A 22,503-nucleotide genomic window follows, 5' to 3' on the forward strand; every position below is an offset into this window, starting at 1 on the left:
TGTTAAGTGAAGCTAAGAAGTAGCAATCACTAAAAATTCACTATAATATCTGGTTAAAATTAGCTTAAGGAATTTCGCGAATCGTTTCCTCGTTTCGACTAAAAAATACCTCATTTTGACTTAAAAGTGTACAGGTCAATATATGACATTTGTATCATTAAAAATAATAATAAATATGCAAACAGAACAGAAGATTGCGCTTGTGACAGGAGCTAACACCGGAGTTGGCTTTCAGATTGCTAAAGCTTTAACAGAAAACAACTATATCGTTTTTATAGGTGCCAGGAGTATTGAAAAGGGCAAACATGCAGCCTTACAAATTGGAGAAAACGCCGTTGCCATTGAATTGGATGTAACTAAACAAGACACCATTGATGCAGCTGCTAGAGAGATACAGCAAAAATTTGGACGGCTTGATTTATTGGTAAATAATGCAGCGATTTCTCATGCTGGCAAACCCGGTAGAACCGTTGAAGAAATTCTGGCGAGTAATCAGGCAACTGCGCTTAGCGAAATACGGACGGTTTGGGAAACCAACGTGTTTGGTGTAGTTGCCGTAACACAAGCTTTTATTCCCCTATTAAAAAATGCCAAAGCTGCACGTATCGTTAACGTTTCAAGCGGAATGGGATCTTTGACATTAAACTCCAACCCGGACTTTATTTTCCGATCAGGTTTTGATGCTGTATATTCTACCTCTAAAACGGCGCTAAATGCCATTACACTTGCTTTTGCTATCGAACTTGAGAAAGCAAATATTAAAGTTAATGCGGTAAGTCCAGGCTATACGGCAACGGCTTTAAATAATTTTCAGGGAACCGATACACTTGAAGAAGGATCTAAGGAACCTATTCGTATTGCGCTGGATGAAAGTGGTGTTACTGGACAGTTTACGGGGCCTAATCAAGAAATTTTTCCCTGGTAATTATCGATTCGGAACAAATAATCTAAGGAGGACTCCGACTTTCTTCGATTATTTTTTTAGTAAATTTAAATATGAAAAAACAATCCAATGTAGGTCGGTTTGTATCTATTAACGAAATTCATAATGTCTGTGGTTTATCTAAGCCAAAGCATCCATTGATCAGTCTCACTCATTTAGAGAAATCCGCAGTGATTGATGATAAAGGGTTGCCTGCTTATGCTGTGCTTGATTTCTACAAAATAACCTTTGTATTGAATAACAAGGGAAGAGTAAAGTACGGCCAAGATTATTATGATTTTGATGAAGGCAGTATGATGTTTTTAGCTCCAAATCAGGTTGTAGGTCCGACGGAGTATGATGGCAAGGCGGAATTATTTGTATTTCTTATCCACCCTGACTATTTTTTAGGCTCCGCATTGGCAAAAAAAATAAAACAATATGGCTTTTTCTCCTATTCAGCAAAAGAAGCATTGCATTTATCGGAGAAAGAAAAAAATATTATTCTTTCGGTTTTTTATATCATAGAGCAAGAATTGAACGAAAGGATAGATGAATTTAGCCAGGAGGTCATACTTTCACAAATCGATTTGCTGTTAAATTATACTAACCTCTTCTATAAGAGGTAGTTTATCACCCGAATAATACCTAATAAAGATATTCTCCAAAAAACCGAAAATATCCTGGAAGATTACTTTAATTCTACCAAGACACTCGATTTTGGCGTTCCTTCCGTGCAATATATTTCCGAACAGCTCAATATTTCTGCGGGTTATCTAAGTGATATGTTACGGTCATTAATTGGCCAGAATGCACAGCAATATATCCACGGAAAACTAATTGAAAAAGCCAAAGAAAAATTGTCAACGACAAATCTATCCGTTTCAGAAATTGCTTACGAATTGGGCTTTGAACACCCACAATCATTTACAAAACTTTTCAAAAGTAAAACAGACATGTCTCCATTGAAATTTCGGAGCCTGTTTAATTGATACCTTTTTATTGAGTCAGTTAATTTTTTTTTTGAGATAAAAGTATTTACATTTGATGTAATATTTAATATGGCTTTATCGGTATTGCAGTATTTTTACCCATACTAGAGTCATGTTGGAAAATCTAGAAACTTCAGATGTGAATATTATGGAGAATTTATCTCAATACTATGAACGTTTACCATTTGCCAATCCAGAACAACTGTCTGAAAATAACGGTGGCCCAGGGCATTTTAATGTCTTCTTACGAGCGGAATCCAGCACTAATGTACCGTTCAATAGGCGTGACTTTTATAAAGTATCGCTGATCTTAAGCACCGGGCAGCTCTATTATGCCAATCGGTCAATCTTAATCGACAGACCGGCGCTCATGCTGTCCAGTCCTTTAATTCCTTATTCCTGGGAACCTGATACGGTACAGCAAGAAGGATGGTTCTGTATTTTTTTCGAAAAGTTTATTCCCCCAATTGATTTCAAGAATTTCATACTGGACTCCCCTTTATTCAGGACAGGGGGAACATCTCTTTTTTGTGGATGTGGATCGTCAAAGCATTATTACCGGTATCTTCAAAAATATGATGACAGAAATTAAGTCTGATTATCCGTTAAAGTATGAGGTTCTTCGAAACTATCTATATATATTGATTCATGAAGCCTTGAAGTTGAGCCCTCCGCAAAATTACACGAAACCGCTCGGCGCTCCCCAAAGAACGACAGCTCTGTTTTTTGAATTGCTGGAAAGGCAATTTCCAGTAAGTAATCATCATATTATTTTAAAATTGAAGACAGCCAGGGATTATGCTGATGCATTGTCGGTAAATCAAGATTACCTAAATCAAATATTAAAAACCAATACCGGAAAGACGACTACACAGCATATTACTTTAAGGATCATTAAAGAAGCATATCGCTTACTTCAAAATCAAGACTGGAGTATTAATGAAATAGCCTTTGCACTAGGTTTTGAAGAGCCTTCTTATTTAAGCAATTTCTTTCGTAAAAATACCAATGTCACGCCTAGTTCTGTTCGTAAATCAGCACTCTGAAAATTATATTTAATAGTCTGAATATTGCAAGCTGTCTGTTTTACAATTATATAATTTTGAATCTGTAAATTCATCTGAACGATTGATTACTTCAAAATTTAAATTGTAACATGAAAAAAGACATTGAAAATCAAACAATTGAACAGCGCTTAAGGAATATTGAAGACCGTCTTGAAATATACAGCTTACTGGCGTGCCATCCCCTGAGTGCTGATACGGGAGCCGATTATTATACTCGGCAGGTATATGTGGAAGATAGCGTTTTTGATCGCGGACCGCTTCCTGGTGCACACGGTCGAGAAGCTATCGCAATGTTCATCCAAAAACCCGAACACCACCAGGCAATCGAAATGGGGCTCGCTCATTTTACTGGTCTTCCTTATGTTGATGTTCGCGGTGATGAAGCCTTTGTCACTTCTTATCTTCAGATACTAACCCGAGATGTTCACGGAGAAGAAAGAGAATTACCGAATCATGGATTTTCAAAAGGGTATAGAATCCATCGTGTCCTGGCTAACCGTTGGTCACTCATTCGTACGCAGGATGGTTGGAAAATCAAATCACGAAAGTTAATACCACTTGAAGGTTCTTCAGATGCAACAGATATCTTGGCACAGGGACTCGAAGCATTTTCCGAAAAAAAGTCCTAGATATTAAATGTAGATTTTAAAAAGTAAAGATAAAAGATGGAAAGTAAAACTTTGGATCTTGCTCCTAATGGCGGCCGGTTACCTCTTCTGTATCCTAATGAATTGTCATCGCTGCAGAAGGAATTACATCAGCATTTTCAAGATCATCTGATAAGCTGGTCTAAGAAAGTAGGTTTCAAACTAGCATTATCAGATGGGAGATTGCTCGGTCCCCTTAACGGTTTCTTATACAGTCCGGTGATCAGCAAGGCCTATCATCAATGGGTGGATGTAGAACATGAACATACTTCAATTCCGCCAAAAATCCGTACGATGGTAATTCTGATAATCGGAACTGCTTGGAATTCGGAGTTTGAGATTTATGCCCATAGCGAATCTGCCCGATACTTAGGATGGAGTGAAGCGGCTATCACGTCGATATTAAATGGTGAACAACCTGTAGGCTTAACACATACAGAGATGGTTGCCTATCGGTTTGCCAAATGCCTCATGGACAAAAAAAATGTAGACGATGATATCTATAAGCAAGCAATTGAAGCTTTCACTGAAAAAGGAGTAGTTGAACTCGTCCAGTTGATTGGTATTTTTCTAACCGTATCCGTTATGTTGAATGTTTTTAAAGTTCCCGTACCGGGTGTAGATTGCCATTGATTTGAATTCACTTTTTAAAGCAATAATATTGTCTTTTATGCCAATTCCAATTCCAATAATTTGGTAACAAAAACGTGTTCGTTTTCGAGGAAAACAACAACATAATCAAAGGCATTCGATTGGAGCCAGCTTAAATCACGAAATTCACCGTGATTGGTTTCAATCTTGCCTTTGTCATTAAAAACAAATTCATCTTCAAAATCGACGCTGGAATTGCTGCAAAAGTATATTCGGAAATGGTCAGCACCGTGGTTATCGTTATATTTTGAAAAGATAGGTTCTGAGTACTCCTTCAGCTCGACCATTTGACATTCGTATCCGTGTTTACGCTCATCAAAGATTACAATGTCTTTGGCACCTTTTCTTTCCGCATATATTACTAAAGGAACATTTCCTGATGATCCAACAAGACCATCCTCATACCTCATCCCACTAAACCGTATCTTAAATTGATCATTGCCGCTTGCAGGATCAATAATTAGTAATTTTATCCCAAGGTCTTCCAACCAATCTCTATTAATTTCAATGGGAAAATCATTCGAAGAAATTTCTTTCGAAAACGTTGAGAGATGTTCTGGGGTAACGTTGCGCATACGTTTTAAGACAGTTAATTGCTATTAAGTTACCAATTATTTTACAGTAGGAGAAATCATCGCCATGCGCTATAATAAAGGCAGGATAATGTTATCCCGCTCCAAGAAAAAGCTTACTTGAAAAAAGGATACTCAGTGAAAGATACTGGAGGCTATATTGGTGCTTTCGGATTTAATGATCCTTGAACCATCAAATCATTCTCTTTAAGCATGTCAACTTTTAATTTTGGGAAGTTGATAGTCAGTGGCCCTGAAATTAAGTCAGGACCAATGAATTCTTACAACGTTTTGATGCTATAATGTTCTTTTTGTGATAGCGTTAAGGTTATTAATACCATCCCGTTCCATATCCGCAAACGTAACTCATATCGATAGTGGATTCAAGCCGTTCATAATAAGAACTATCAACAAATGCGTAGTAAAAGAAAGAAGTAGCATCTGCCGCAATACCGACGATAACACCCGCTAGTTTCCTAAGCAATCCCCACGTTTCCGCCTGGGGATTATTCTTATAAAATTCCATCCAGAATAAACCTGAATAGCGAAATATAGATGCGGTTGACAAAAGAATTTCTTTCTCCTTTTCTGGCAATTTTTCAAGATATATCTTTTTTTCAAGCGTTACGAATGCTTCTTTGTAAGAACTGTAATCTTCTAATGTTTTAATGCGCTCTAAAATTGCTGACAGTTCTTTAAGAAATACTTTGGAACGGTTCGAAATTCTCTGGGAAAACAATACATCCTTAAAGTCTTTCTTAATTGCCATTTCCAATTTCAATGATTGTTCCGGCTTGGCATGTATGTTATAGAGTTCCTTGAAAAATTTGGCCAGGAAGACGCTTCTACCGTATCTCGTAGTATCTCGGGTTGTCTCCATATAGTTTATTAATGCATCAAGTCCAAGATTGTGGATTTTGCCCACTTCATCGAAAGGATTTTCAGGATTCGCTGCCTGTGCAAAATCCTTTTGCGGTTTTACTGCCGATTTTTTTACAGATGGAAGAGGGGCGGTCTGTTGTCCTTTCTGACAAGCAGCTGTACATAGGAGTAGAGCCGTCACAAAATACCATGTTTTCATATTTTCCTTGTTTATACCGGGCTGTAGTGCCTGGTATTACAAAGATGAAAACCGGTAGTGAGTTAAAGTGATGCTTTATATATAGCTACTATTTTTTTATAAAGATATATCTGAAATAAAGGGCAAGTTAATTGCCCGTGCAATTTTGACGCCAGCTAGCTTCAGAGAACCTAATGATATAATCGAACGACTGATTCAGATTGCCAATACTGCTTACTGTTTACATCCATGATAGTTAGTTTGCCGGTGTGGCCAGCGCCGGTGTCCAAATTAGTAATGTTTATCGCAGTCATCGGAAGATCTGTCTCCCAATTTGTGGTTGAAGTATGACCAATAAAAATCTCCTTAAACGAGGTTGGCATTTGAAAATCTTTTACTGTTCCACCCGCATCCTTATGGATTAATGCATCCGTCCATAAATCCCGGTCCCAATAATATTTACTGAACGCCTGCTGGTCAAAAGCAATTTCGCGATTAAAGCCCCCATGTACAAAACAGCGCTGCTGCTCATCAATATAATATAGCCTTTGATTCTGGAAAAACTGCCGGTGGGCAGCAGGGATGTCTGAGCTGTTTAATGATGTTTTATAACCGCTGCCGGATGGGATGCATATTACCTTTTTACCGGCGTGCTCTAGGTAGGATTCTATCGTAGCTTTACCTCCATAATTCCAATAAGCGGGATGGAAATCCGTTTGTAAAAAATCGTAAAACCAGGCATCGTGATTACCACGTATAGCTATGAGGTTCTTAATTTTCAATAATTCTTCAACACACTCATAACTCTGTCCGTATCCATCAACAACATCACCGAGCTGGATTAATGTATCCATTTCGTAATCGAATCCGGAACGCTCCAAACATTGCATCAACGCCCTATATGCGCCGTGTATATCACCCATTACAAACACCCGTTCTCCTGTCATAATCAATCGTCTCCTTATATACCAGTATATTCGAATTGGGCACTAAATACTTCACCCTCGTAATTACCATCCTTATTGGGAAACACGACCCGCAAAAGCTTGCGGTTATATTCTATAGCTTCGATAAATTCGACGCTCAGGTTGTTTCCAACTTTTTTTTCATATCGTCGATTAGGCTCGAAATGTTCGCCGTTTTTAATCTGATCTATAATACAACTCAATATTTGGTGGGCAACTTCCGTGGAAAGTGGAAAACAGATCTGCAGATCCGGGTGGCCGAAGGATTCTGGCAGACCATGGGTATGATAATTGATGTGGTTCGGAAAATTATCGTCATTCGGGACAAAATGAACATACCAGCCATGCTTGTCCATCATATCCCTGCTCCAGGCGTCAAGTTTTCTTTCGGGATCATCGAAATAAAAGAAGTTCATTATCAGTGGTTTAATTTCTTAATTGCATGTGGCCAAAGTTAAGAAACGTGTTGGCGATTACCTCCTGAACGGCCCATTTTCAGGGCAGGTTGATATAATTATTACTCTTCCATGGCCTTTCTAGCAGGCTATAATCCCTTTTGATACACATTAGAAAAAGTGGCAATTCATGGAGAATTTGCAATATCTAAATCGGATGAAAAATTTTTCCTTATGGCCTGAGCCTAAATGCGACAAGGGACAAGATTTTAGAACTTTATTTTATCCACTCTTTAAAAATCGTTAGTTTCTTTCCGGCTTTACTGTCTGCTGGCGATGAATTTCGCGTTTTAATTCTGGGAGTAAAAAGTAGCTTATCGTGAAAAAGAGTCCGATCGCTATAAGCAGAAATGCAATAATTTTCCCAATCCTTTCCAAGAAAGTGGTGCCTACTGCTTTTCCATAACTTTCAAAATGCTGTAGCCCTCCCGGCCCTCTTCTATAAAACCGTTGGCGGTTAATAGAAATATTGAGCGCTATGCCACCCAGCAACAAAATGATGCCTATAATCAATATAATAATTTCCATTGCTTATTTATCAGTTAGTTACATTATAAAAATAACACTTTATAAATAAAATACCCATAATCAGTTGTTAAAATTAAAAGGTAGCTACTACCAAAGTATCATTTTCCCACTTGCCAGATTTCCACTTTTGCCCTCATAGTTGTACCACCCGGCAAGCCAGCAAGAAAAGGAGGGAAGATGAAAAAGAAAATCAAACATGCGAGTTTATTCAGCGGAATCGGTGGCTTTGATATAGCAGCCAAATGGTCCGGTTGGATAAATGTTTTTAATTGTGAGATCGATCCGTTCTGCCAAAGAACACTGGCCTACCATTTCCCAAGAAGTAAAAGTTATGCGGATATTAAAGCAACAGATTTCAGCGCCTTCAGGGGAAAAATTAATGTACTCTCAGGTGGATTCCCCTGTCAGCCATTCAGTCTCGCAGGAAAGCGGCGCGGCAAAGATGATGAACGATATATGTGGCCGGAAATGCTCCGGGCGATCCTCCAAATCCAACCGGACTGGGTCGTGGCAGAAAATGTTCTCGGCATTACTTCTTGGGCGGGGGGAATGGTACTCGAGGAGGTATGGACTGATCTGGAAAACCAGGGTTACCAAGTCCAACCGTATGTACTTCCGGCTGCAGGCGTCGGCGCTCCCCATAGAAGAGAACGTGTATGGATCGTCGCCTGCCGGAAATTCAAGTGCCCCATATCTCTACCCGACAACATCTGTGGCGCAAAGGATATTGCCGCCTTTATTGCCGACTCCTTTGGCCTCGGACGCACTTATGGGGGCGATATTGGGAAAGGAGGACCGCTTTTGGATAACCAAAACCGGAATACCCAGAAAAATGAACCGAAATGGCAAGTCGGGCAGCGTGGGCCTGGCACGCCTGGTCAAACTGATAACTTCCGATGCAATGCTGATGCCAGAGCGGGAAGGGATAATAACGGGCAGGAGCGTACTTGCGATCCTTGGGCCATGTTCCCTACTGAACCCCCTGTTTGTTACCCAAATGATGGGTTTTCCTACCCAGTGGATGGTCAAACCCTTTTTGAGGGAATCCCATACCCGCAAAAACCCATAACATTTTCAAAATGGCGTCAGGAGAGTATCAAGGCATTGGGAAATGCTATTGTACCACAAGTGGCGCAACAGATCTTTCGAACAATTCAAATGATGTACGATTTAAAATTCTGTTGAGATGAAGAAGCCGGAACATAATCAAACTATAAACGGTAAAGCAAGAGACGCTGAACAGTGTCTGACTTTATTGGCGGGTATTTCATCGTCTTGGCAACCTGTATTTTCAAAATTGCTGCTTTTACGTTCATTTTGGCAGTCCGGCCGCTGCGCTCTGAGATGGACGGTGAAAAAGACCGGTAGCGGCAGGATCTACCCGAAACTGCTTGCCTCCAGTAACGCCACCCGAATGCTACCGACTGTAGTAGCCATCGATAGTTCAAGGAATGGCGAGCAAGTTCAGGGGCGGATGAAATATAGAGCAAACTGTTCCAGATACAGCGCTAATCTTTGCGATCTGGCCAAATCAAATCTGCTGCCCACGCCAACAACCGGATCCAATAGGAATAGTAGAAATGTGATTCAAAAAATCGGGACATCCCACAGCAATCATGGTGTTTCCATTGGCTTGGCACAAGCAGTAGAACTTAGCATGGGGATGCTGCCCAAGGAATTTAAAAGCTGGAGCCAGGTACCTTATATGTTTAGGCTTCTACCGACGCCTACGACAAGGGACTGTAAAGGTGGCAGACATCCGGACACACTTGCATTGGCAGGCAGATCAGCAACCAATTCACTCAATGATGCCATCAACGGTATATCTGGCAGGTGCTGCAAACTCAATCCCCTCTTTGTTGCTGAGATGATGGGTTTCCCTATCAGATGGACACTAACACCATTTCAAAAAATCAATTACAAAACCAAGAGCTTATGAAAATTGAATTAAAACGGATCCAATATTATTCCCGTCAAAGCGAGGAAACGAATGCATTTAATGCTGACTTGTATATAGACGGGAAAAAGGTTGGAGAAGCATCCAATTACGGGCATGGTGATCCTGTTTCTTACGGATCCTCTACAGAGGAGGGACGAAAAGCCATTAAAGAAGCTGAACAATATTGCCTGAGTTTACCAAAGGAAGAATATACCATTGGTGGTAATACCCATACTTATGAGATGAACCTTGAAAGCTACATTGGCCGTATTATAGATGATTTCGTCAATGAGAAGGAACTACAGAAATTCAGAAACCGGGTTGACAAACTTTGCATTGACGGCATCGTTGTCGGAAAACCGGACAAGAACGTTATTGCAGCTTATAGGTATAAGATTACCATCCTGCAGATCCTTTGCAAACCGAAGGGTGAAGAAACAATTATAGAGGAGTTAAAAACAAAGATCATGTCCCTGCTTAAAGATGGTAACATCGTCCTTAATAAAAATATACCGGAACATATCTTGAAAGCAGCGGGGTTGGTAAAAGGTCAATACCTCGATCTCAAGGCGCTGAAAATGCAGAACGTAAAAAATCCAAAACAAAAAGGAGGAAAATCCTTATGACCCAACGAAGTTTTTTTAAGTATTCCCTTTAGAAAACAACATAATTTTTAGAACATGGAAATTGAAATAAAGAAGGTAAGTTTTAATCCCAGGATCGACACACATTCATTTGCTGCGAACCTGGTGATCGATGGTATCAAAGCCGGCAACATTGTAAGCAATCATATGGGGACACATTATTACCCATTAAACGACAAAGGTCATGCGCTCATAGAAAAGGCCGAAAAATACTGTGCCAAATTACCTGCTAAATCTATTGTGGTCGATGGCAAGCCACAGCAAAGCGCGCAAAGTCTAAAAAGCCTAATAGGCGACCTTTTTTCGGCACACCTGGAAAGACTCGAACATGCCAAATACTTTAAAAAAGTTGATGTGGCCATGAAACAGAGCATTGTCATTGGAGAGCCGACAAAATATATCCGGACCGTAAGAACAAAGGCGCCGATAGATATCCTTACCAAAAGCGAAAGTGGAACGGAACTGCTGAAATCTACAATTATTCAGGAAGTGCTTCCAACATTGTCTGACAACGAAAAGCTGCTTAACAGCAATATACCGGTAATTATTTTAAAAGCTGCAGGATTAAAGGAGGATCAATTTATAAAGCAGAGTGTGGAATACCTTATGAAGCCCGTTCCTCAAAAAGCAAAAAGTAAGGGCATTTAAAAAGATCATTTGTAAACCAGAAATGCTGTAGAGATGGAAGAGAAAGCAGAGCAAATACTGGCATACCTGAAATTAAAAGGGTTTGAGCCTAAAGATTTTTTAAAGGAATACCGTAATGCGGGCACTCAGTTCAGTGTAGGGTTCAGAAAAGATTTTGGTGAAGAAAGGATGGATTATCTTTTGGATTTTGGCTGGGATCACCAATTTGACAATTACAGATGGAAGGGATATAGCGCGACTTATAATCCTGGGCAGGAAAACGAAAGAAGCCGCGAATTTGCCGCTTCCGATTGGGGAATTGCCGATGCCAATCTTGCCTTTCATATCCTTTCAGGGAAAATGGAACAGCTTCAGGTTTTGATACTCAGTAGCGGTATCACCGAGTTTACCAATACCGATGTGTATGGATTTTTAGAAAGTATCTTAAGCCGCAATCCGGATCATTTTGTATGCCGGGCATCCAAAAACGGGAGTGAGGGAGTTATCGATTATGAGATCAGGGTCACTTCAGATGGTAAGGAATTTAAGGCCACACAAATAGACGCCACTTTTACCCGATATCCTGACTTCAAACATGGGATTTACAATGGAATTAAGACTGCGGAGTTGGCCGACAAAATGGATGCCATCGATTGGGAACGGGATGATTTATACACGTTCGATGAGCAGGATATGGCCCAACCAACTCCCGAAGCGATGGATATCCTAGATGCTATGGAGCTGCTACTAAGGGATGAAAACGGTAGAGACCTTGCACTTAATCTCCAGCTTCACCATTGGATAGATACTCCATTCTTTGACGCCCATATTCATGCTGACGCCTGGGAGCTCTTCCATAAACTTCCCAAAGTTGCTCATACATTTCCGCTGGATACCGGAGCAAGGAGAATATATAATCTCCTATGCGGCAGGCCAGCCATGCTAGATGGGCTCAAACAGAGCCGGGGATATACTACTTGGCACCAGTTTGTGACACATGAAAATAAAACAGAACTCCAGCCCAAAGAAGGTCCCTCTAAATATGAATTGCGGACATTTCTTGCCATGCTTCCCTTGGACGATATGCATAAGGACCATTTGCTGTCAAAACTATTGTCAGGCGACAGATGCCTGACCACATTGCATGGAATCCAAAAAACCGAGGTCGAAATCAGTATCGACATGGATACCAGGAGCCTCAAACTGACTGCCGCAAATGGCGATATCATCCCTTACAACTTCAGGCTCGAGCAACAATCTCCACCCGCTGCGCAACAAACGTTTTCCCGAACAAAACCTAAGCTGGCTCACATAAAAAAGAATAAAAAACGCAAAGGACGTGGGATTTAACCAATCTTAAAACAGAGACTATGAACGAACAGGAGATGCAGGAAATTTTGGAAAATCTTGCCAGTAGAGGATTTAATGATGATCAGCTCAGATCAGATATTGATAGGAATGAGGCCTATGGCCTGCCGCGTTTTTCTATTTCCAGGAAAAAAGAGTTTGGCGATGAACTTATGGAGTACAGACTCAATTTCCAATGGCTGGAAAGGAGCCTTGCTTATGAATTAACTGCTATCCATGCAAACCATCGAATGCCCTTAGATATAGATCAAAAAATAGTAAATGGCATAAATTCCATCCAACTCGACCAAAAGATGTCGATAATAAACTGGACAAAATATTGGGAGATTAAGCAAAAGGGAGACACTACGGATAGCGAGTTTGAAATGGTAAAGGAATGCATAGATGGCCTTGCTCAACTACTTTTGTCGGAATCTTCTCAAGTAAAATTTACAGCCGATTTGCTCATGTACAAACATTGGCCTGCCGATATGTTTGCCATCTTTTCGGAAGAATCGGAGAGGATGAGGCGCCTATACGAGCATGATTACAATTTCCACCTGGAAGACCATCCCCATTTAACTGCAGATCTTGCTTTCCTCATTATATCCGAAAGGATCGAAGCTATTACTATGCATTTAACTGATCTGGGAGCCATCGCTATTACGGAATCAGCAATCAAGGACGAAGCAATTAAAAGGCTAAAAAAAATTCCGGGAATAACTGAGTTAAATTTTTCTTTTTCTAACCAGGAATACTTTGCTAACCTGGCTGTGCCGATTTTTTTAGATAAAGGATGGTACAATCTGGAAGGATATACACTTGAGGTAGTTCAACTACCAGAGATTACGCATGGAAACTTTAATGGCGTAGATTCTGAAAGGTTAGACAATAAATTCAGTACTATAAATTGGAGGGAAGACAAAGACATTGCCTTTACCGAAAACGATTCTGAGGTTAACTTTCCAAAGGATATTGAGCTGTTACAGGAGGAACTGTTCCGTATAGCATCTGATACGGAAGGAAAACAGGTAGCCGAGTCTTTGATGCTTAAGCACTGGCTAACCGCACCCTATTTCAATGACATGATTACACCTTCTGCTATGGATCGGCTTGCAGGCCTTCCTGTAAAAAAAGCTGTTTTTCCTGCTGAAATTAACATCGATAAAGCAGTTAGACTGCTTTCCGGAAGACCAGTTTATTTAGAAGATTTTAAGAACAATTTGACGATCGGCACCTGGCAACGGCTTTCTGAATCCGTCGACGGCACCACTGCAAACATCGAATACTTCCAGGCAATTTCTAAAAAAGAACTGGAAAAAATCTGGAACATGTTACCTGTTTGGGAATATCGGAAAGATGAAATGTTGCAGCGTCTATTGGATGGTATGCCTGCTAAAGTAGAAGCAAAATCAGGAGATATTATCATCATAGAGCTCACGGAAAAGTTGGACGGGCTAAAAATCTTTGATAAAATCCACCAGGAAATTCCTTTCAATTTCCAGCTGGATCCTAATTGGAGGCAAAACCAAATTCCGCATTTGGATCCGAAAGCATCTCTAAAAAATGACAGCACCGTAAGTAATAAAACTTCCTCAATTAAACGTAGAGGAAAAAGTCTTTAAATCTTTATAGTCACGAAAATGGAAAAAGAAAACTGTAATTACTGCATAGATATTCAATTCAATGAGCCCACGACATATCCCTCAGGTGCAAAAATATATTGCAATGATTTTAAAATTGCAGTGGAGAGAATGATAACATTTGGAAACCTTAACTGGTTATTTGACGGCTCCAGCGCTGAACTGATTAAAGGAAGAGAAATTAAGGAAATGAAGTAGTTCATTGTTAGCGATGGCAGTATTGAACTCGAAAGAAAGATGGAAACTGAAAGGATCGGCAGCAATACAGAAGGTCTCTATTACCATTTTCCCAAGGGAATTTCCGATTTCGAACAGAAATCTGGCCTGGATTTTTCTGGATATAGGGGCTATGACACCAGGGGTTCATTTTTACAGGCTTCTTATCTGGACCTTGAAAGCGGAAAGTATAAAGATTTGCTGGCGCAGGAGGCTATGATGCTAAAGCTTCAAAAGGATCGAGCCGCACTACCATACTATTCCGCTACCATATCCCGGCAACAGTTTGCTTCACCTTTTCCTGAACATATGAATTTGTATCCTTTACCATTTTCTGAAATACTGCTGGACAGGGATCCTAATATAGTACTGAAATCTCTCTTGCAGCATGATTTTAATGAATTGGATAAAGCTTTAGCCTATGAGCAGGATTTTACCACTGCGATTACCAGAGCGACCATGGAATTTAACGGTCACAAACGTGCGAAACTACAATCTTACCGCAGGAACTTCTACCACAATATCATTAAAGAACCCGGAATTTATCTCGAATTTTTATTCTTAAATAATGAAAAAGGTATGTTCAAGTTTCCCTATGATAGTCTAACCCCAATGGGAATGCAGGAGCAAATTTTCAGGGTGGGTAGTTACGATTCTCAGGGAATAAAAGTGCAGAAAGTCCCGGAACTTCTGGAATTTCTTGAGCGGGAAACAATTTCCAATAGTAAAAGTCAAAAGGCAGTCTCCCACAAAGCAAGTCCAAAAAAATTGCTACAAAAAGCCAAAGGAAGATCGTCACGAATGTAAATATCAATAGTTAAGTAATTGCCCGAATCAGGAATTTGGAGGATGCCCCTTTTGAACTGGGTATCCAGCAAGATGTAGGTTTGTCGACAAACCCATCTTGCCCCATTTGCCTACCGGCATAAAGGGGACCGAAAACCCTCCGGAGTCGGGTTTTCTTACGAAACAGGATCAGCGTATTGTATAAGATAAAATTGAAGAAAATGGAACAGAGGCAGAGATTTACACACAGGATACATACGCGTATTACCGCTAAAAAATTCGAGGAACTCCAGAGCCTGCAGCTCAGGTCCCAGGGCATAAAATCGCTGAGCGAACTGCTCAGAAATATCCTGGATAATAAAAAGATCGTTGTTCTTTCCAGGGATGCTTCCCTGGACATGTTCATGGAAGAGCTGTCCAAAATACGGCAGCAGATCCAGGCAATCGGGGTCAACATCAACCAGGTCACCAAGCGGTTCCATAATGCCAGCGGAGCCGAAGCCAAGCTCTTTTCTGCGATGGAAATTACCCGGCTTTACCAGCAGACCGACCTTAAAGTGACCGAGCTACTTGGTATTATTTCCAATCTTTCGAAGGTATGGTTGCCCGGATCGTGAGCGGTAAAAACATCCGCGGTATCCTGAGTTATAATGAACGGAAGGTTCGACATGCAGAGGCCAAAGTGCTCATGGCCTCCGGGTTTGGCCGGGAAATTTCGGAGCTATCTTTCCACAATAAGCAGGAACGTTTTGAAAAATTGACCCAGCTCAATGAACGGACACGAACCAATGCATTGCACATAACCCTCAACTTTTCCCGGCAGGATAAACTCGACGATGAGACGCTCTGCCGCCTGGCCTCCGATTACATGCAGGCTATCGGTTTTGGCGGACAACCGTTCCTGGTGTACCGGCATTTCGATGCCGCTCACCCACATATTCATTTGGCTACTGTCAATATAGATGCTGATGGAAATAGGATTGAAACGCACAATATCGGCAAGCTACTTTCGGAACCTGCCCGTAAAAGTCTGGAGATTTCCTATAACCTGGTCAAAGCAGAAGACCAGCAAAAGGAACAGGCATTTGTTCTAAAGCCTGCTCACCTTCAGGGGGTAGTCTATGGAAAGCGGGAGACAAAGGCAGCGATCTCCGCTATTGTACGCGAAGTTGTCGGCACCTATAAATTCAACTCCCTTCCGGAACTCAATGCTGTATTGGGACAGTTTGGCGTGCTGGCAGATCCTGGAGAGGAGGGATCCTTTATGCACAGCAAGGGCGGTCTTGTCTACAGTTTGTTGGACGAGCATGGCGAGCGTGTTGGTATCCCCGTCAAGGCCAGCTCAATCTACTCATCACCTACCATTAAAAACCTCGAGAAGGTGTATTTGGCTAGTAAGGAGCAGAAGAAACCCTATGTGTTGCGGCTAAAACATTTGCTGGACCGGGAGCTGCGTACCGCTACCAGTAGAGCGGATTTTGAGCTAAGGCTCCACCGTCATGGCATCCGTATCCTGCTCCGCCAGAGCGAAGCCGCCGGGGTCTACGGTGTCACTTTTATCGACAACGCGACCCGGATCGTTGTCAATGGCAGCGCCGTAGGCAAAGACTATGGGGCGAAAGCTTTTATGGAAAAGCTATCAGGGCTCAGGGAAACTACAAATGTTATGGTAGGACGAGCGGACCAAAAAGGACCGCTGAACAAGCCTTCATTGAGCCAAAATACAGCAGTAAAGCCGGCATCTTCAACCGTCGGGGGGGCATCGCCACCCCATCCAGGCAGAGAGCTTCCTGTAATTGAGCAGATACTGGATATCGCTTTTTATGATGAGCATGAGCAGGTCCTATTTGATCCGCAAAAAAGAAAGAAGAAAAAGAAAATGCGGCAACAGTCGCAAACGTGAAGTTGAAATTAAAATCGTGAAGTATGAATACGGGGGAGAATGCGGAAGCATTAAGAAAGATCATTGATTTCATAAGGAAGGTTAGTTTACTGATTCTATTCCTTCATTTTTATGTCTATTGTTACCGGGCATTCGAGCAGTGGGGACTATCCCATAAAGTAGTCCGGCAGGTTTTGGAGCGGATCGGCAATACTGGGCTGTTTGCCAGTTTCCAGGTTTCAAAAATAGGAGCGCTTTTTTTGGTATTGGTTTCCCTTATAGGATCCAAGGGAAAAAAGGATGAGAAACTAAAGATTGCTACAGCGCTGCGCTATTTTATTGTTGGGCTCCTCATCTACGGATTGAGTCATCTGTTACTCGGATTGCAGGCTTCAGTCCAGGTATTGGCCTCCATGTATATGGCTGTTACCGGCATTGGGTTTCTGATGATCCTGCATGGCGGAAGCCTGCTTTCACGCATTATCCGTAACCGGCTGAATACCGATGTTTTCAATAAACTACAGGAAACTTTCCCACAGGAAGAGCGGCTTCTGGAAAATGAATTTTCCATAAATCTGCCAGCGCAATACAATCTCAAAGGCAAGATCCGTAAATCCTGGATCAATTTCATCAATCCTTTTAGGGCTCTTCTTGTGGTTGGCACACCGGGAGCGGGTAAGAGTTACTTTGTTATCCGGCACGTCATTACCCAGCATATTGCAAAGGGCTTTTCGATGTTCGTCTACGATTTCAAGTTTGACGACCTCTCCATCATTGCATACAATGCTTACCTGAAAAATAAGCACCGGTATAAAGTCGAGCCAAAGTTTTATGTTATCGACTTCGACAGCATCTACCATCGATGTAACCCGCTTTATCCGGAGAGCATGACCGATATAACAGATGCCACGGAGAGCAGCCGAACGATAATGTTGGGACTGAACAGGGAGTGGATCAAAAAGGCCGGGGATTTCTTTGTGGAGTCACCAATAAATTTCCTTACTGGCATTATCTGGTATCTGCGCAAATTTAAGAACGGAAAATACTGTACCCTGCCCCATTGCATTGAGCTCATGCAGATGCCCTACGACCAGCTTTTCCCCGTACTAAGGACCGAGCCAGAGATTGAGGTGCTGATCAACCCTTTCGTTACCGCCTACATCAATGGTGCTATGGAGCAGCTCGAGGGACAGATTGCCTCTGCTAAGATTACTATGGCAAGGCTTGCATCTCCACAGCTTTATTATGTACTAACGGGTAATGACTTTACCCTGGACATTAATAATCCAGAGCATCCCAAAATCGTCTGTGTTGGTAACAATCCACAGAAGACCCAGGTTTATGGTGCCGTGCTTTCCCTGTATGTAGCCAGGATGCTTAAGCTGGTCAACCAGAAGGATAAACTGAAAAGCTCTTTGTTATTTGACGAGTTCCCAACCATATATATTGGTGGTGTTTCCGGTATCGAAGGTACCATAGCAACAGCCCGTGGCAATAAAGTGGCGACCACACTGGCGGTACAAGATATCTCCCAATTACGCAAAGATTATGGAAAGGAAAGCGCCGATGTGATTTTCAATATCGTGGGTAACCTGATTTCGGGTCAGGTCCTTGGAGATACCGCCAAGACATTATCCGAGCGGTTTGGAAAAATCATGCAGGAGCGGGAAAGCCTTTCCATTAATGCCAGTGATACCTCTATCAGTAAATCCACCCAGTTGGAATCCGCTATACCGGCATCAACAATTTCGTCACTTTCCTCCGGGGAATTTGTGGGATCGGTAGCTGATAACCCGGAGCAAAAAATCCAGCTTAAGAATTTCCACTGCGAAATTATCAATGACCACGCTGCTATCAAAGCAGAGATGGATGGCTATGTTCCTATTCCCAAGCCCAGGACGGTTACCCCTACGGAGATAGAACAGAATTACCTTCAAATCAAAGAGGACATAGTAATGCTTATCGAGTCTGAAATGGAGCGGATCTATGAGACGCCAGAGCTTGCCCATTTGCTGATAGTAAGAGAATAATATAATAGCAAACACAAAAATAATGGGTTTATGAAAAAGATAGATTTTATAGATGCGCAGCAGATGAAACAAATCCATCCCGATACATTTGACGTCCCGGATCAAAACGACCTACGCGAGTTAAAGATCGGTGATACCGTTAAGGTCTGCGCTTTTAGGGAACGGTTTTGGGCAGAAATAACCGCTATTGAAGGATATAAAATTACAGCCCGGGTCGATAATATTTTACTTACCAACGTAATAAAATATAATGAAACTATTGAGTTTGAAAGTCGACATATTTATGACATCTTAAAAAAAGGACAGTTTCAAAAAAAGGACCAGAAAGCTAATGAGAAAATGAAACAAAGGATAAATAAGAAAGTAAAAAGCCAAGGTAAGGGGCACAGAAGGCTATAGACAGATCGAAAGTTGGATAGCTACCTATGTAATTTCAATGTCGTACCTCCGTATTTTTCATATTTGATCCTGAAATATTTCCGTCAGTTAATGATTAAACATGAAAAAAATCATCTTCTTTGCTGCAATAATAGCAGTGAGTATTATCATCTGTAAGCAGTATCCTGAAGCGCAGCAGCAGAGCCTTTGTACTCTTCGTAAGACTAAATTGGGTTCTACTTTGGAGGTTAATAAGGCAGTTGCAAATCCCTTTGATTTTGCAGGAGAAATTCATAACAGGGGGCTGTAGGAACTCTTTGATTATATGGTTGCCACAGGCAATACTACCCCAAAAGGCAAAAGGGAAGTTTTGAAAAAAATCTTTTAATAATAATTTGATACAGAAGTCAAAGACGAACCGGTTGAACCAAAATATAGAGGGCATTAAATCCCCGAATGAGTTTCATGAATTTAAAATGAAATTTATCGCTATAGAAGTCAGATTTCAAGAGTCACAAAAGTCTAGAACTAAAAAAAGCTTAATAATAGTTTACTAGTGTGTTTAATGGCTAAGATACACAGTATATAACCTCTTCTTTAATATCAGAGCTAGTATCTTTCCTTTAAATCTAGCAAATATTATTGTTGTGTATTTTTATGTAGCCTACAAAAGAGACCAGAAAAAACGGCATCATTGTCAAAAATAAAGTCATATAAATATCATTCGCGAAACTATTTAATGCCCCTTTCCTGAAAGATGGATATATATATGTTTTAATTGTGTTATAATTGCAATAGTTATTACAATAAACAATATTGTAAACTCACCTTGAATACTAACGGTTAAAAGTAGAGTTTTTTGTTAGAGATCATTCAGTTTTGCCCTATAAACCCTGGAGCCAGGGAAAAGAAATTGGTCATACTGTTGAGGCATTTACAAGTTTTTCCCAATTGCAATTTTCGTCTGCAATGAACGTAGGGAAGTTTGATTGTTTTTGATGTTGTTCTAAAAAGGTGACCGGTGGCTTGTAGTTTAACGATTGATGAGGCCGTTGATTATTGTATATCCACATCCATGCATGGGCCATTGCCTGAGCCTCTTTTATCCGGGTAAAACAATATGCATCCAACACTTCCTCTCTGAAGCTTCGGTTGAACCGCTCCATATATCCATTCTGAAAAGGTTTGCCTTTCTCGATAAACTTAAGTTCTACACCCCGGTCATCAGCCCAGGATGCCAATGCCTGGGCCACAAATTCCGGTCCATTATCAACGCGGATCTTTTGCGGCAGGCCACGCCATCCCACCAGCTGATCCAGCTGGCGAATGACACGTTTACTGTTTAATGTTGTGTCAATCGTAATACCCAGGCATTCCCTGTTGTAATCATCAATAATATTCAAAGATCGAAAGTTTATACCTGTGCTTAACACGTCATGCATAAAATCCATAGACCAGGTGATATTGGGATGGATCGGCTGTAACAAAGGCTCCATCACTCTTGCAGGCAAACGCTTCTTACATTTTCGTTTCAGATTTAATCCCATTGAGGTATAAATGCGATATACCTTCTTGTGATTCCAACGATGGTTGAGATGCCGCAGGTGGTAATGCATCATCCAAAATCCCCAACGGTTATGAAGGATCGACAACTCTGACAACAGGTGCCTGATATGATCGTCATCTTTAGGTTGCGGCCGGTAGTAGTACACCGATGGCTGAATATGGAACCAAGTGCAGGCCTGCCGGATACTGGCTTTATAATGCTTATGGCAGTAAGCAACCAGCTCTCGCTTTTCGGCAGGCCCTAAAGCTTTTTTTCGATTACGTCTTTCATTACCGTAATCTGAAAAGTTTGCTCCGCTACAATCCGCTTGTATTGAGCCAACTCCGCTTCAAGTTCCTTCATCCGCTTAAGCTGGTTGAGCTCCAGGCCAGAGTATTTGCTTTTCCATTGGTAGAATGCTGCCTGGCTGATGCCGTGCTCTCGACAGATATCGGCTACGCCCTTGCCCGTCTCCTGCTCCTTTAAAATGCCAAGAATCTGGCTTTCTGTGAATTTTGACTTTTTCATTGCTTCAACTTTAAAGTTAGTGTTTTTATCTACTTTTAAACACTACGGTTTTAAGGGAAGCTTACAATATGACGAGTACGAATGTCATGAACAGTGATCTTTTCATTTTATAAGGTTGATTTCTTTTGCTATGAACTGATACAACTCTCTGTTTTTTTTCTGGCCGTCGTCTTTGAGTTTTTTGTTTTTTTTCATTTTGCATACTTTAAAAAATCAATGAGTAAGACAATCCTAATTTCTTTGACTGATAAAAGGGAACCAAAAAACTTCTAGTGTTCATATTCTTTTTTCTTTTAAATAGGAAATCGGTCTTAGGATACAACCAATATGCTAGCTCTGTTGAAAGAATGCCTACACCTGCGCCCGCAACGACATCTGTCATCCAATGTTTATTGTTTATCACTCTGTAAACTCCTGTGAAAATCGCAAACGGATAACCTGAAAGGCTCAACAGTAGATTATTACCCCTGTATTCTCTGTACATAAATTGAGCGGTAGAGAAAGCTGTAGCAGCGTGTCCCGAAGGAAATGATTTTCTGTTCGATCCATCCGGACGTTCTTCTGCAATTATATTTTTCGCAGGAGTGACGATTGCAGCAGCTATAAGCTGAGACATTGCATATATGATAGTACGATCCTTAAAACCGTGTTCCCCTTTTACCCCGGTCCAATTTAATCCATACACCATTACAGCGGGAAAATACTGCGTATAGTTATCCAGGGTCGTTTTTGCCGGCTTATCATGAGAAATCTCTATCTTGGTTGAAACATCCAGTGCCTTCATCGGTGGGATGGCAAAACTAATGGCGCCGACTGCAATCAAAGAAGTGGGTAGAATCAATTTTTTATAACCAAGATTGTAAATACTTTTATCGCCAAATACTGTATCAGTTTTTTTTAAAACAATTGTGCTATCTTGAGCACACAACAGTATAGGCAAGACTATTAATATATATATTAGAATTATTCTTGAAATCATTTAATTGACCTATCCTTTTGCTAAATAATTTAGTTTTCTTATCTTTAGGTGATTAAATTTAGGTATGGTAGGCAATAAAGAAAAAGAGTTGAGTTTGTT

General features: G+C 41.0%; 28 protein-coding genes. 20 read left to right on the plus strand and 8 right to left on the minus strand.

Features of this window, described 5'->3' with window-relative positions; all coding sequences use genetic code 11:
• The first annotated feature begins 142 nt into the window (after nucleotides 1-142).
• The 7 genes from L1283_RS23685 to L1283_RS23715 all read left to right on the plus strand — a co-directional run bounded on the left by L1283_RS23685 (nucleotide 143) and on the right by L1283_RS23715 (nucleotide 4,261).
• Nucleotides 143-925 (plus strand): SDR family NAD(P)-dependent oxidoreductase, encoded by a 783-nt coding sequence (locus L1283_RS23685; protein ID WP_254667767.1) that lies wholly within the window; start codon nucleotides 143-145, stop codon nucleotides 923-925.
• Between the two features lie 71 nt (nucleotides 926-996).
• Complete coding sequence (locus L1283_RS23690) at nucleotides 997-1,551, plus strand: hypothetical protein (RefSeq protein ID WP_310889256.1); 555 nt, start codon at nucleotides 997-999, stop codon at nucleotides 1,549-1,551.
• A gap of 105 nt (nucleotides 1,552-1,656) precedes the next feature.
• The gene (locus L1283_RS23695; protein ID WP_310889257.1) at nucleotides 1,657-1,914 is read left to right on the plus strand and encodes a helix-turn-helix domain-containing protein; all 258 of its coding nucleotides are present in this window, start codon (nucleotides 1,657-1,659) and stop codon (nucleotides 1,912-1,914) included.
• 148 nt (nucleotides 1,915-2,062) lie between these two features.
• Nucleotides 2,063-2,506, plus strand: coding sequence for a hypothetical protein (locus L1283_RS23700; protein ID WP_217493571.1), 444 nt, complete (start codon nucleotides 2,063-2,065; stop codon nucleotides 2,504-2,506).
• Nucleotides 2,490-2,960, plus strand: a complete 471-nt coding sequence (locus tag L1283_RS23705) for a helix-turn-helix domain-containing protein (RefSeq protein ID WP_217493572.1) — start codon at nucleotides 2,490-2,492, stop codon at nucleotides 2,958-2,960. The genes L1283_RS23700 and L1283_RS23705 overlap by 17 nt, the downstream gene beginning before the upstream one ends.
• A 110-nt stretch (nucleotides 2,961-3,070) precedes the next feature.
• Nucleotides 3,071-3,610, plus strand: coding sequence for a nuclear transport factor 2 family protein (locus L1283_RS23710; RefSeq protein ID WP_070569848.1), 540 nt, complete (start codon nucleotides 3,071-3,073; stop codon nucleotides 3,608-3,610).
• A gap of 36 nt (nucleotides 3,611-3,646) precedes the next feature.
• On the plus strand, nucleotides 3,647-4,261 hold the full coding sequence (locus tag L1283_RS23715; RefSeq protein ID WP_070569850.1) for a carboxymuconolactone decarboxylase family protein: 615 nt from the start codon (nucleotides 3,647-3,649) through the stop codon (nucleotides 4,259-4,261).
• 35 nt (nucleotides 4,262-4,296) lie between these two features.
• Here L1283_RS23715 and L1283_RS23720 read toward each other — a convergent pair whose 3' ends face one another.
• From L1283_RS23720 to L1283_RS23740, 5 genes are all read right to left on the minus strand, one after another.
• Complete coding sequence (locus L1283_RS23720) at nucleotides 4,297-4,854, minus strand: hypothetical protein (RefSeq protein ID WP_070569852.1); 558 nt, start codon at nucleotides 4,852-4,854, stop codon at nucleotides 4,297-4,299.
• A 328-nt stretch (nucleotides 4,855-5,182) separates the two neighbouring features.
• Nucleotides 5,183-5,932 carry a hypothetical protein gene (locus tag L1283_RS23725; protein WP_286777093.1) on the minus strand — a complete coding sequence of 250 codons (750 nt, stop codon included), beginning with the start codon at nucleotides 5,930-5,932 and terminating at the stop codon, nucleotides 5,183-5,185.
• Nucleotides 5,933-6,102: 170 nt separating this feature from the next.
• Nucleotides 6,103-6,858, minus strand: coding sequence for a metallophosphoesterase (locus L1283_RS23730; protein ID WP_070569857.1), 756 nt, complete (start codon nucleotides 6,856-6,858; stop codon nucleotides 6,103-6,105).
• Nucleotides 6,859-6,872: 14 nt separating this feature from the next.
• Complete coding sequence (locus L1283_RS23735; RefSeq protein ID WP_070569858.1) at nucleotides 6,873-7,292, minus strand: DUF4262 domain-containing protein; 420 nt, start codon at nucleotides 7,290-7,292, stop codon at nucleotides 6,873-6,875.
• A 282-nt stretch (nucleotides 7,293-7,574) separates the two neighbouring features.
• Nucleotides 7,575-7,859 carry a hypothetical protein gene (locus tag L1283_RS23740; RefSeq protein WP_070569859.1) on the minus strand — a complete coding sequence of 95 codons (285 nt, stop codon included), beginning with the start codon at nucleotides 7,857-7,859 and terminating at the stop codon, nucleotides 7,575-7,577.
• Between the two features lie 177 nt (nucleotides 7,860-8,036).
• On the opposite strand from L1283_RS23740, the gene L1283_RS23745 reads away from it, so the two are divergent.
• The 13 genes from L1283_RS23745 to L1283_RS23805 all read left to right on the plus strand — a co-directional run bounded on the left by L1283_RS23745 (nucleotide 8,037) and on the right by L1283_RS23805 (nucleotide 19,661).
• Nucleotides 8,037-9,044, plus strand: coding sequence for a DNA cytosine methyltransferase (locus L1283_RS23745; protein WP_429626490.1), 1,008 nt, complete (start codon nucleotides 8,037-8,039; stop codon nucleotides 9,042-9,044).
• 1 nt (nucleotide 9,045) lies between these two features.
• Complete coding sequence (locus L1283_RS23750; RefSeq protein ID WP_070569863.1) at nucleotides 9,046-9,798, plus strand: hypothetical protein; 753 nt, start codon at nucleotides 9,046-9,048, stop codon at nucleotides 9,796-9,798.
• On the plus strand, nucleotides 9,795-10,424 hold the full coding sequence (locus L1283_RS23755) for a hypothetical protein (RefSeq protein WP_070569864.1): 630 nt from the start codon (nucleotides 9,795-9,797) through the stop codon (nucleotides 10,422-10,424). The genes L1283_RS23750 and L1283_RS23755 overlap by 4 nt, the downstream gene beginning before the upstream one ends.
• 54 nt (nucleotides 10,425-10,478) lie before the next feature.
• The gene (locus L1283_RS23760) at nucleotides 10,479-11,090 is read left to right on the plus strand and encodes a hypothetical protein (RefSeq protein ID WP_070569866.1); all 612 of its coding nucleotides are present in this window, start codon (nucleotides 10,479-10,481) and stop codon (nucleotides 11,088-11,090) included.
• A gap of 33 nt (nucleotides 11,091-11,123) precedes the next feature.
• On the plus strand, nucleotides 11,124-12,419 hold the full coding sequence (locus L1283_RS23765; protein ID WP_070569868.1) for a hypothetical protein: 1,296 nt from the start codon (nucleotides 11,124-11,126) through the stop codon (nucleotides 12,417-12,419).
• 20 nt (nucleotides 12,420-12,439) lie between these two features.
• Entirely contained in the window at nucleotides 12,440-14,041 is a 1,602-nt protein-coding gene (locus L1283_RS23770) for a hypothetical protein (RefSeq protein WP_070569870.1), read from the plus strand.
• An 18-nt stretch (nucleotides 14,042-14,059) separates the two neighbouring features.
• Nucleotides 14,060-14,257: a hypothetical protein gene (locus tag L1283_RS23775; protein WP_429626491.1), complete on the plus strand. Its 198-nt coding sequence runs from the start codon at nucleotides 14,060-14,062 to the stop codon at nucleotides 14,255-14,257.
• A 39-nt stretch (nucleotides 14,258-14,296) separates the two neighbouring features.
• The gene (locus L1283_RS23780; RefSeq protein ID WP_429626492.1) at nucleotides 14,297-15,082 is read left to right on the plus strand and encodes a hypothetical protein; all 786 of its coding nucleotides are present in this window, start codon (nucleotides 14,297-14,299) and stop codon (nucleotides 15,080-15,082) included.
• Between the two features lie 200 nt (nucleotides 15,083-15,282).
• Nucleotides 15,283-15,678 (plus strand): plasmid mobilization relaxosome protein MobC, encoded by a 396-nt coding sequence (gene mobC, locus L1283_RS23785; RefSeq protein WP_070569874.1) that lies wholly within the window; start codon nucleotides 15,283-15,285, stop codon nucleotides 15,676-15,678.
• Nucleotides 15,660-16,964, plus strand: a complete 1,305-nt coding sequence (locus L1283_RS23790; RefSeq protein WP_070569876.1) for a relaxase/mobilization nuclease domain-containing protein — start codon at nucleotides 15,660-15,662, stop codon at nucleotides 16,962-16,964. The genes mobC (L1283_RS23785) and L1283_RS23790 overlap by 19 nt, the downstream gene beginning before the upstream one ends.
• 23 nt (nucleotides 16,965-16,987) lie before the next feature.
• The gene (mobC, locus tag L1283_RS23795; RefSeq protein ID WP_070569877.1) at nucleotides 16,988-18,973 is read left to right on the plus strand and encodes a conjugal transfer protein MobC; all 1,986 of its coding nucleotides are present in this window, start codon (nucleotides 16,988-16,990) and stop codon (nucleotides 18,971-18,973) included.
• A gap of 30 nt (nucleotides 18,974-19,003) precedes the next feature.
• On the plus strand, nucleotides 19,004-19,372 hold the full coding sequence (locus L1283_RS23800; RefSeq protein ID WP_070569878.1) for a hypothetical protein: 369 nt from the start codon (nucleotides 19,004-19,006) through the stop codon (nucleotides 19,370-19,372).
• Nucleotides 19,373-19,472: 100 nt separating this feature from the next.
• Nucleotides 19,473-19,661: a hypothetical protein gene (locus L1283_RS23805; RefSeq protein ID WP_070569879.1), complete on the plus strand. Its 189-nt coding sequence runs from the start codon at nucleotides 19,473-19,475 to the stop codon at nucleotides 19,659-19,661.
• 607 nt (nucleotides 19,662-20,268) lie between these two features.
• On the opposite strand, the gene L1283_RS23810 is transcribed toward L1283_RS23805, so the two are convergent.
• The 3 genes from L1283_RS23810 to L1283_RS23820 form a co-directional block, all read right to left on the minus strand.
• Nucleotides 20,269-21,231 carry an IS3 family transposase gene (locus L1283_RS23810; RefSeq protein ID WP_312334879.1) on the minus strand — a complete coding sequence of 321 codons (963 nt, stop codon included), beginning with the start codon at nucleotides 21,229-21,231 and terminating at the stop codon, nucleotides 20,269-20,271.
• On the minus strand, nucleotides 21,159-21,425 hold the full coding sequence (locus L1283_RS23815) for a transposase (RefSeq protein ID WP_286849002.1): 267 nt from the start codon (nucleotides 21,423-21,425) through the stop codon (nucleotides 21,159-21,161). Before L1283_RS23815 ends, L1283_RS23810 begins: the two co-directional genes overlap by 73 nt.
• Before the next feature lie 205 nt (nucleotides 21,426-21,630).
• Nucleotides 21,631-22,404 (minus strand): phosphatase PAP2 family protein, encoded by a 774-nt coding sequence (locus L1283_RS23820; protein ID WP_175442038.1) that lies wholly within the window; start codon nucleotides 22,402-22,404, stop codon nucleotides 21,631-21,633.
• Between the last annotated feature and the right edge of the window lie 99 nt (nucleotides 22,405-22,503).

The organism is Sphingobacterium sp. HSC-15S19, assembly GCF_050433745.1.
Taxonomy (GTDB): domain Bacteria; phylum Bacteroidota; class Bacteroidia; order Sphingobacteriales; family Sphingobacteriaceae; genus Sphingobacterium; species Sphingobacterium siyangense.

Excerpts from the sequence above, each read along its gene's own strand:
- L1283_RS23685 (WP_254667767.1), top strand. The coding sequence starts at position 143 with ATGACATTTGTATCATTAAAAATAATAATAAATATGCAAACAGAACAG.
- L1283_RS23690 (WP_310889256.1), top strand. The coding sequence starts at position 997 with ATGAAAAAACAATCCAATGTAGGTCGGTTTGTATCTATTAACGAAATT.
- L1283_RS23700 (WP_217493571.1), top strand. The coding sequence starts at position 2,063 with ATGGAGAATTTATCTCAATACTATGAACGTTTACCATTTGCCAATCCA.
- L1283_RS23705 (WP_217493572.1), top strand. The coding sequence starts at position 2,490 with ATGATGACAGAAATTAAGTCTGATTATCCGTTAAAGTATGAGGTTCTT.
- L1283_RS23710 (WP_070569848.1), top strand. The coding sequence starts at position 3,071 with ATGAAAAAAGACATTGAAAATCAAACAATTGAACAGCGCTTAAGGAAT.
- L1283_RS23715 (WP_070569850.1), top strand. The coding sequence starts at position 3,647 with ATGGAAAGTAAAACTTTGGATCTTGCTCCTAATGGCGGCCGGTTACCT.
- L1283_RS23720 (WP_070569852.1), bottom strand. The coding sequence starts at position 4,854 with ATGCGCAACGTTACCCCAGAACATCTCTCAACGTTTTCGAAAGAAATT.
- L1283_RS23725 (WP_286777093.1), bottom strand. The coding sequence starts at position 5,932 with ATGAAAACATGGTATTTTGTGACGGCTCTACTCCTATGTACAGCTGCT.
- L1283_RS23730 (WP_070569857.1), bottom strand. The coding sequence starts at position 6,858 with ATGACAGGAGAACGGGTGTTTGTAATGGGTGATATACACGGCGCATAT.
- L1283_RS23735 (WP_070569858.1), bottom strand. The coding sequence starts at position 7,292 with ATGAACTTCTTTTATTTCGATGATCCCGAAAGAAAACTTGACGCCTGG.
- L1283_RS23740 (WP_070569859.1), bottom strand. The coding sequence starts at position 7,859 with ATGGAAATTATTATATTGATTATAGGCATCATTTTGTTGCTGGGTGGC.
- L1283_RS23745 (WP_429626490.1), top strand. The coding sequence starts at position 8,037 with ATGAAAAAGAAAATCAAACATGCGAGTTTATTCAGCGGAATCGGTGGC.
- L1283_RS23750 (WP_070569863.1), top strand. The coding sequence starts at position 9,046 with ATGAAGAAGCCGGAACATAATCAAACTATAAACGGTAAAGCAAGAGAC.
- L1283_RS23755 (WP_070569864.1), top strand. The coding sequence starts at position 9,795 with ATGAAAATTGAATTAAAACGGATCCAATATTATTCCCGTCAAAGCGAG.
- L1283_RS23760 (WP_070569866.1), top strand. The coding sequence starts at position 10,479 with ATGGAAATTGAAATAAAGAAGGTAAGTTTTAATCCCAGGATCGACACA.
- L1283_RS23765 (WP_070569868.1), top strand. The coding sequence starts at position 11,124 with ATGGAAGAGAAAGCAGAGCAAATACTGGCATACCTGAAATTAAAAGGG.
- L1283_RS23770 (WP_070569870.1), top strand. The coding sequence starts at position 12,440 with ATGAACGAACAGGAGATGCAGGAAATTTTGGAAAATCTTGCCAGTAGA.
- L1283_RS23775 (WP_429626491.1), top strand. The coding sequence starts at position 14,060 with ATGGAAAAAGAAAACTGTAATTACTGCATAGATATTCAATTCAATGAG.
- L1283_RS23780 (WP_429626492.1), top strand. The coding sequence starts at position 14,297 with ATGGAAACTGAAAGGATCGGCAGCAATACAGAAGGTCTCTATTACCAT.
- mobC (WP_070569874.1), top strand. The coding sequence starts at position 15,283 with ATGGAACAGAGGCAGAGATTTACACACAGGATACATACGCGTATTACC.
- L1283_RS23790 (WP_070569876.1), top strand. The coding sequence starts at position 15,660 with ATGGTTGCCCGGATCGTGAGCGGTAAAAACATCCGCGGTATCCTGAGT.
- mobC (WP_070569877.1), top strand. The coding sequence starts at position 16,988 with ATGAATACGGGGGAGAATGCGGAAGCATTAAGAAAGATCATTGATTTC.
- L1283_RS23800 (WP_070569878.1), top strand. The coding sequence starts at position 19,004 with ATGAAAAAGATAGATTTTATAGATGCGCAGCAGATGAAACAAATCCAT.
- L1283_RS23805 (WP_070569879.1), top strand. The coding sequence starts at position 19,473 with ATGAAAAAAATCATCTTCTTTGCTGCAATAATAGCAGTGAGTATTATC.
- L1283_RS23815 (WP_286849002.1), bottom strand. The coding sequence starts at position 21,425 with ATGAAAAAGTCAAAATTCACAGAAAGCCAGATTCTTGGCATTTTAAAG.
- L1283_RS23820 (WP_175442038.1), bottom strand. The coding sequence starts at position 22,404 with ATGATTTCAAGAATAATTCTAATATATATATTAATAGTCTTGCCTATA.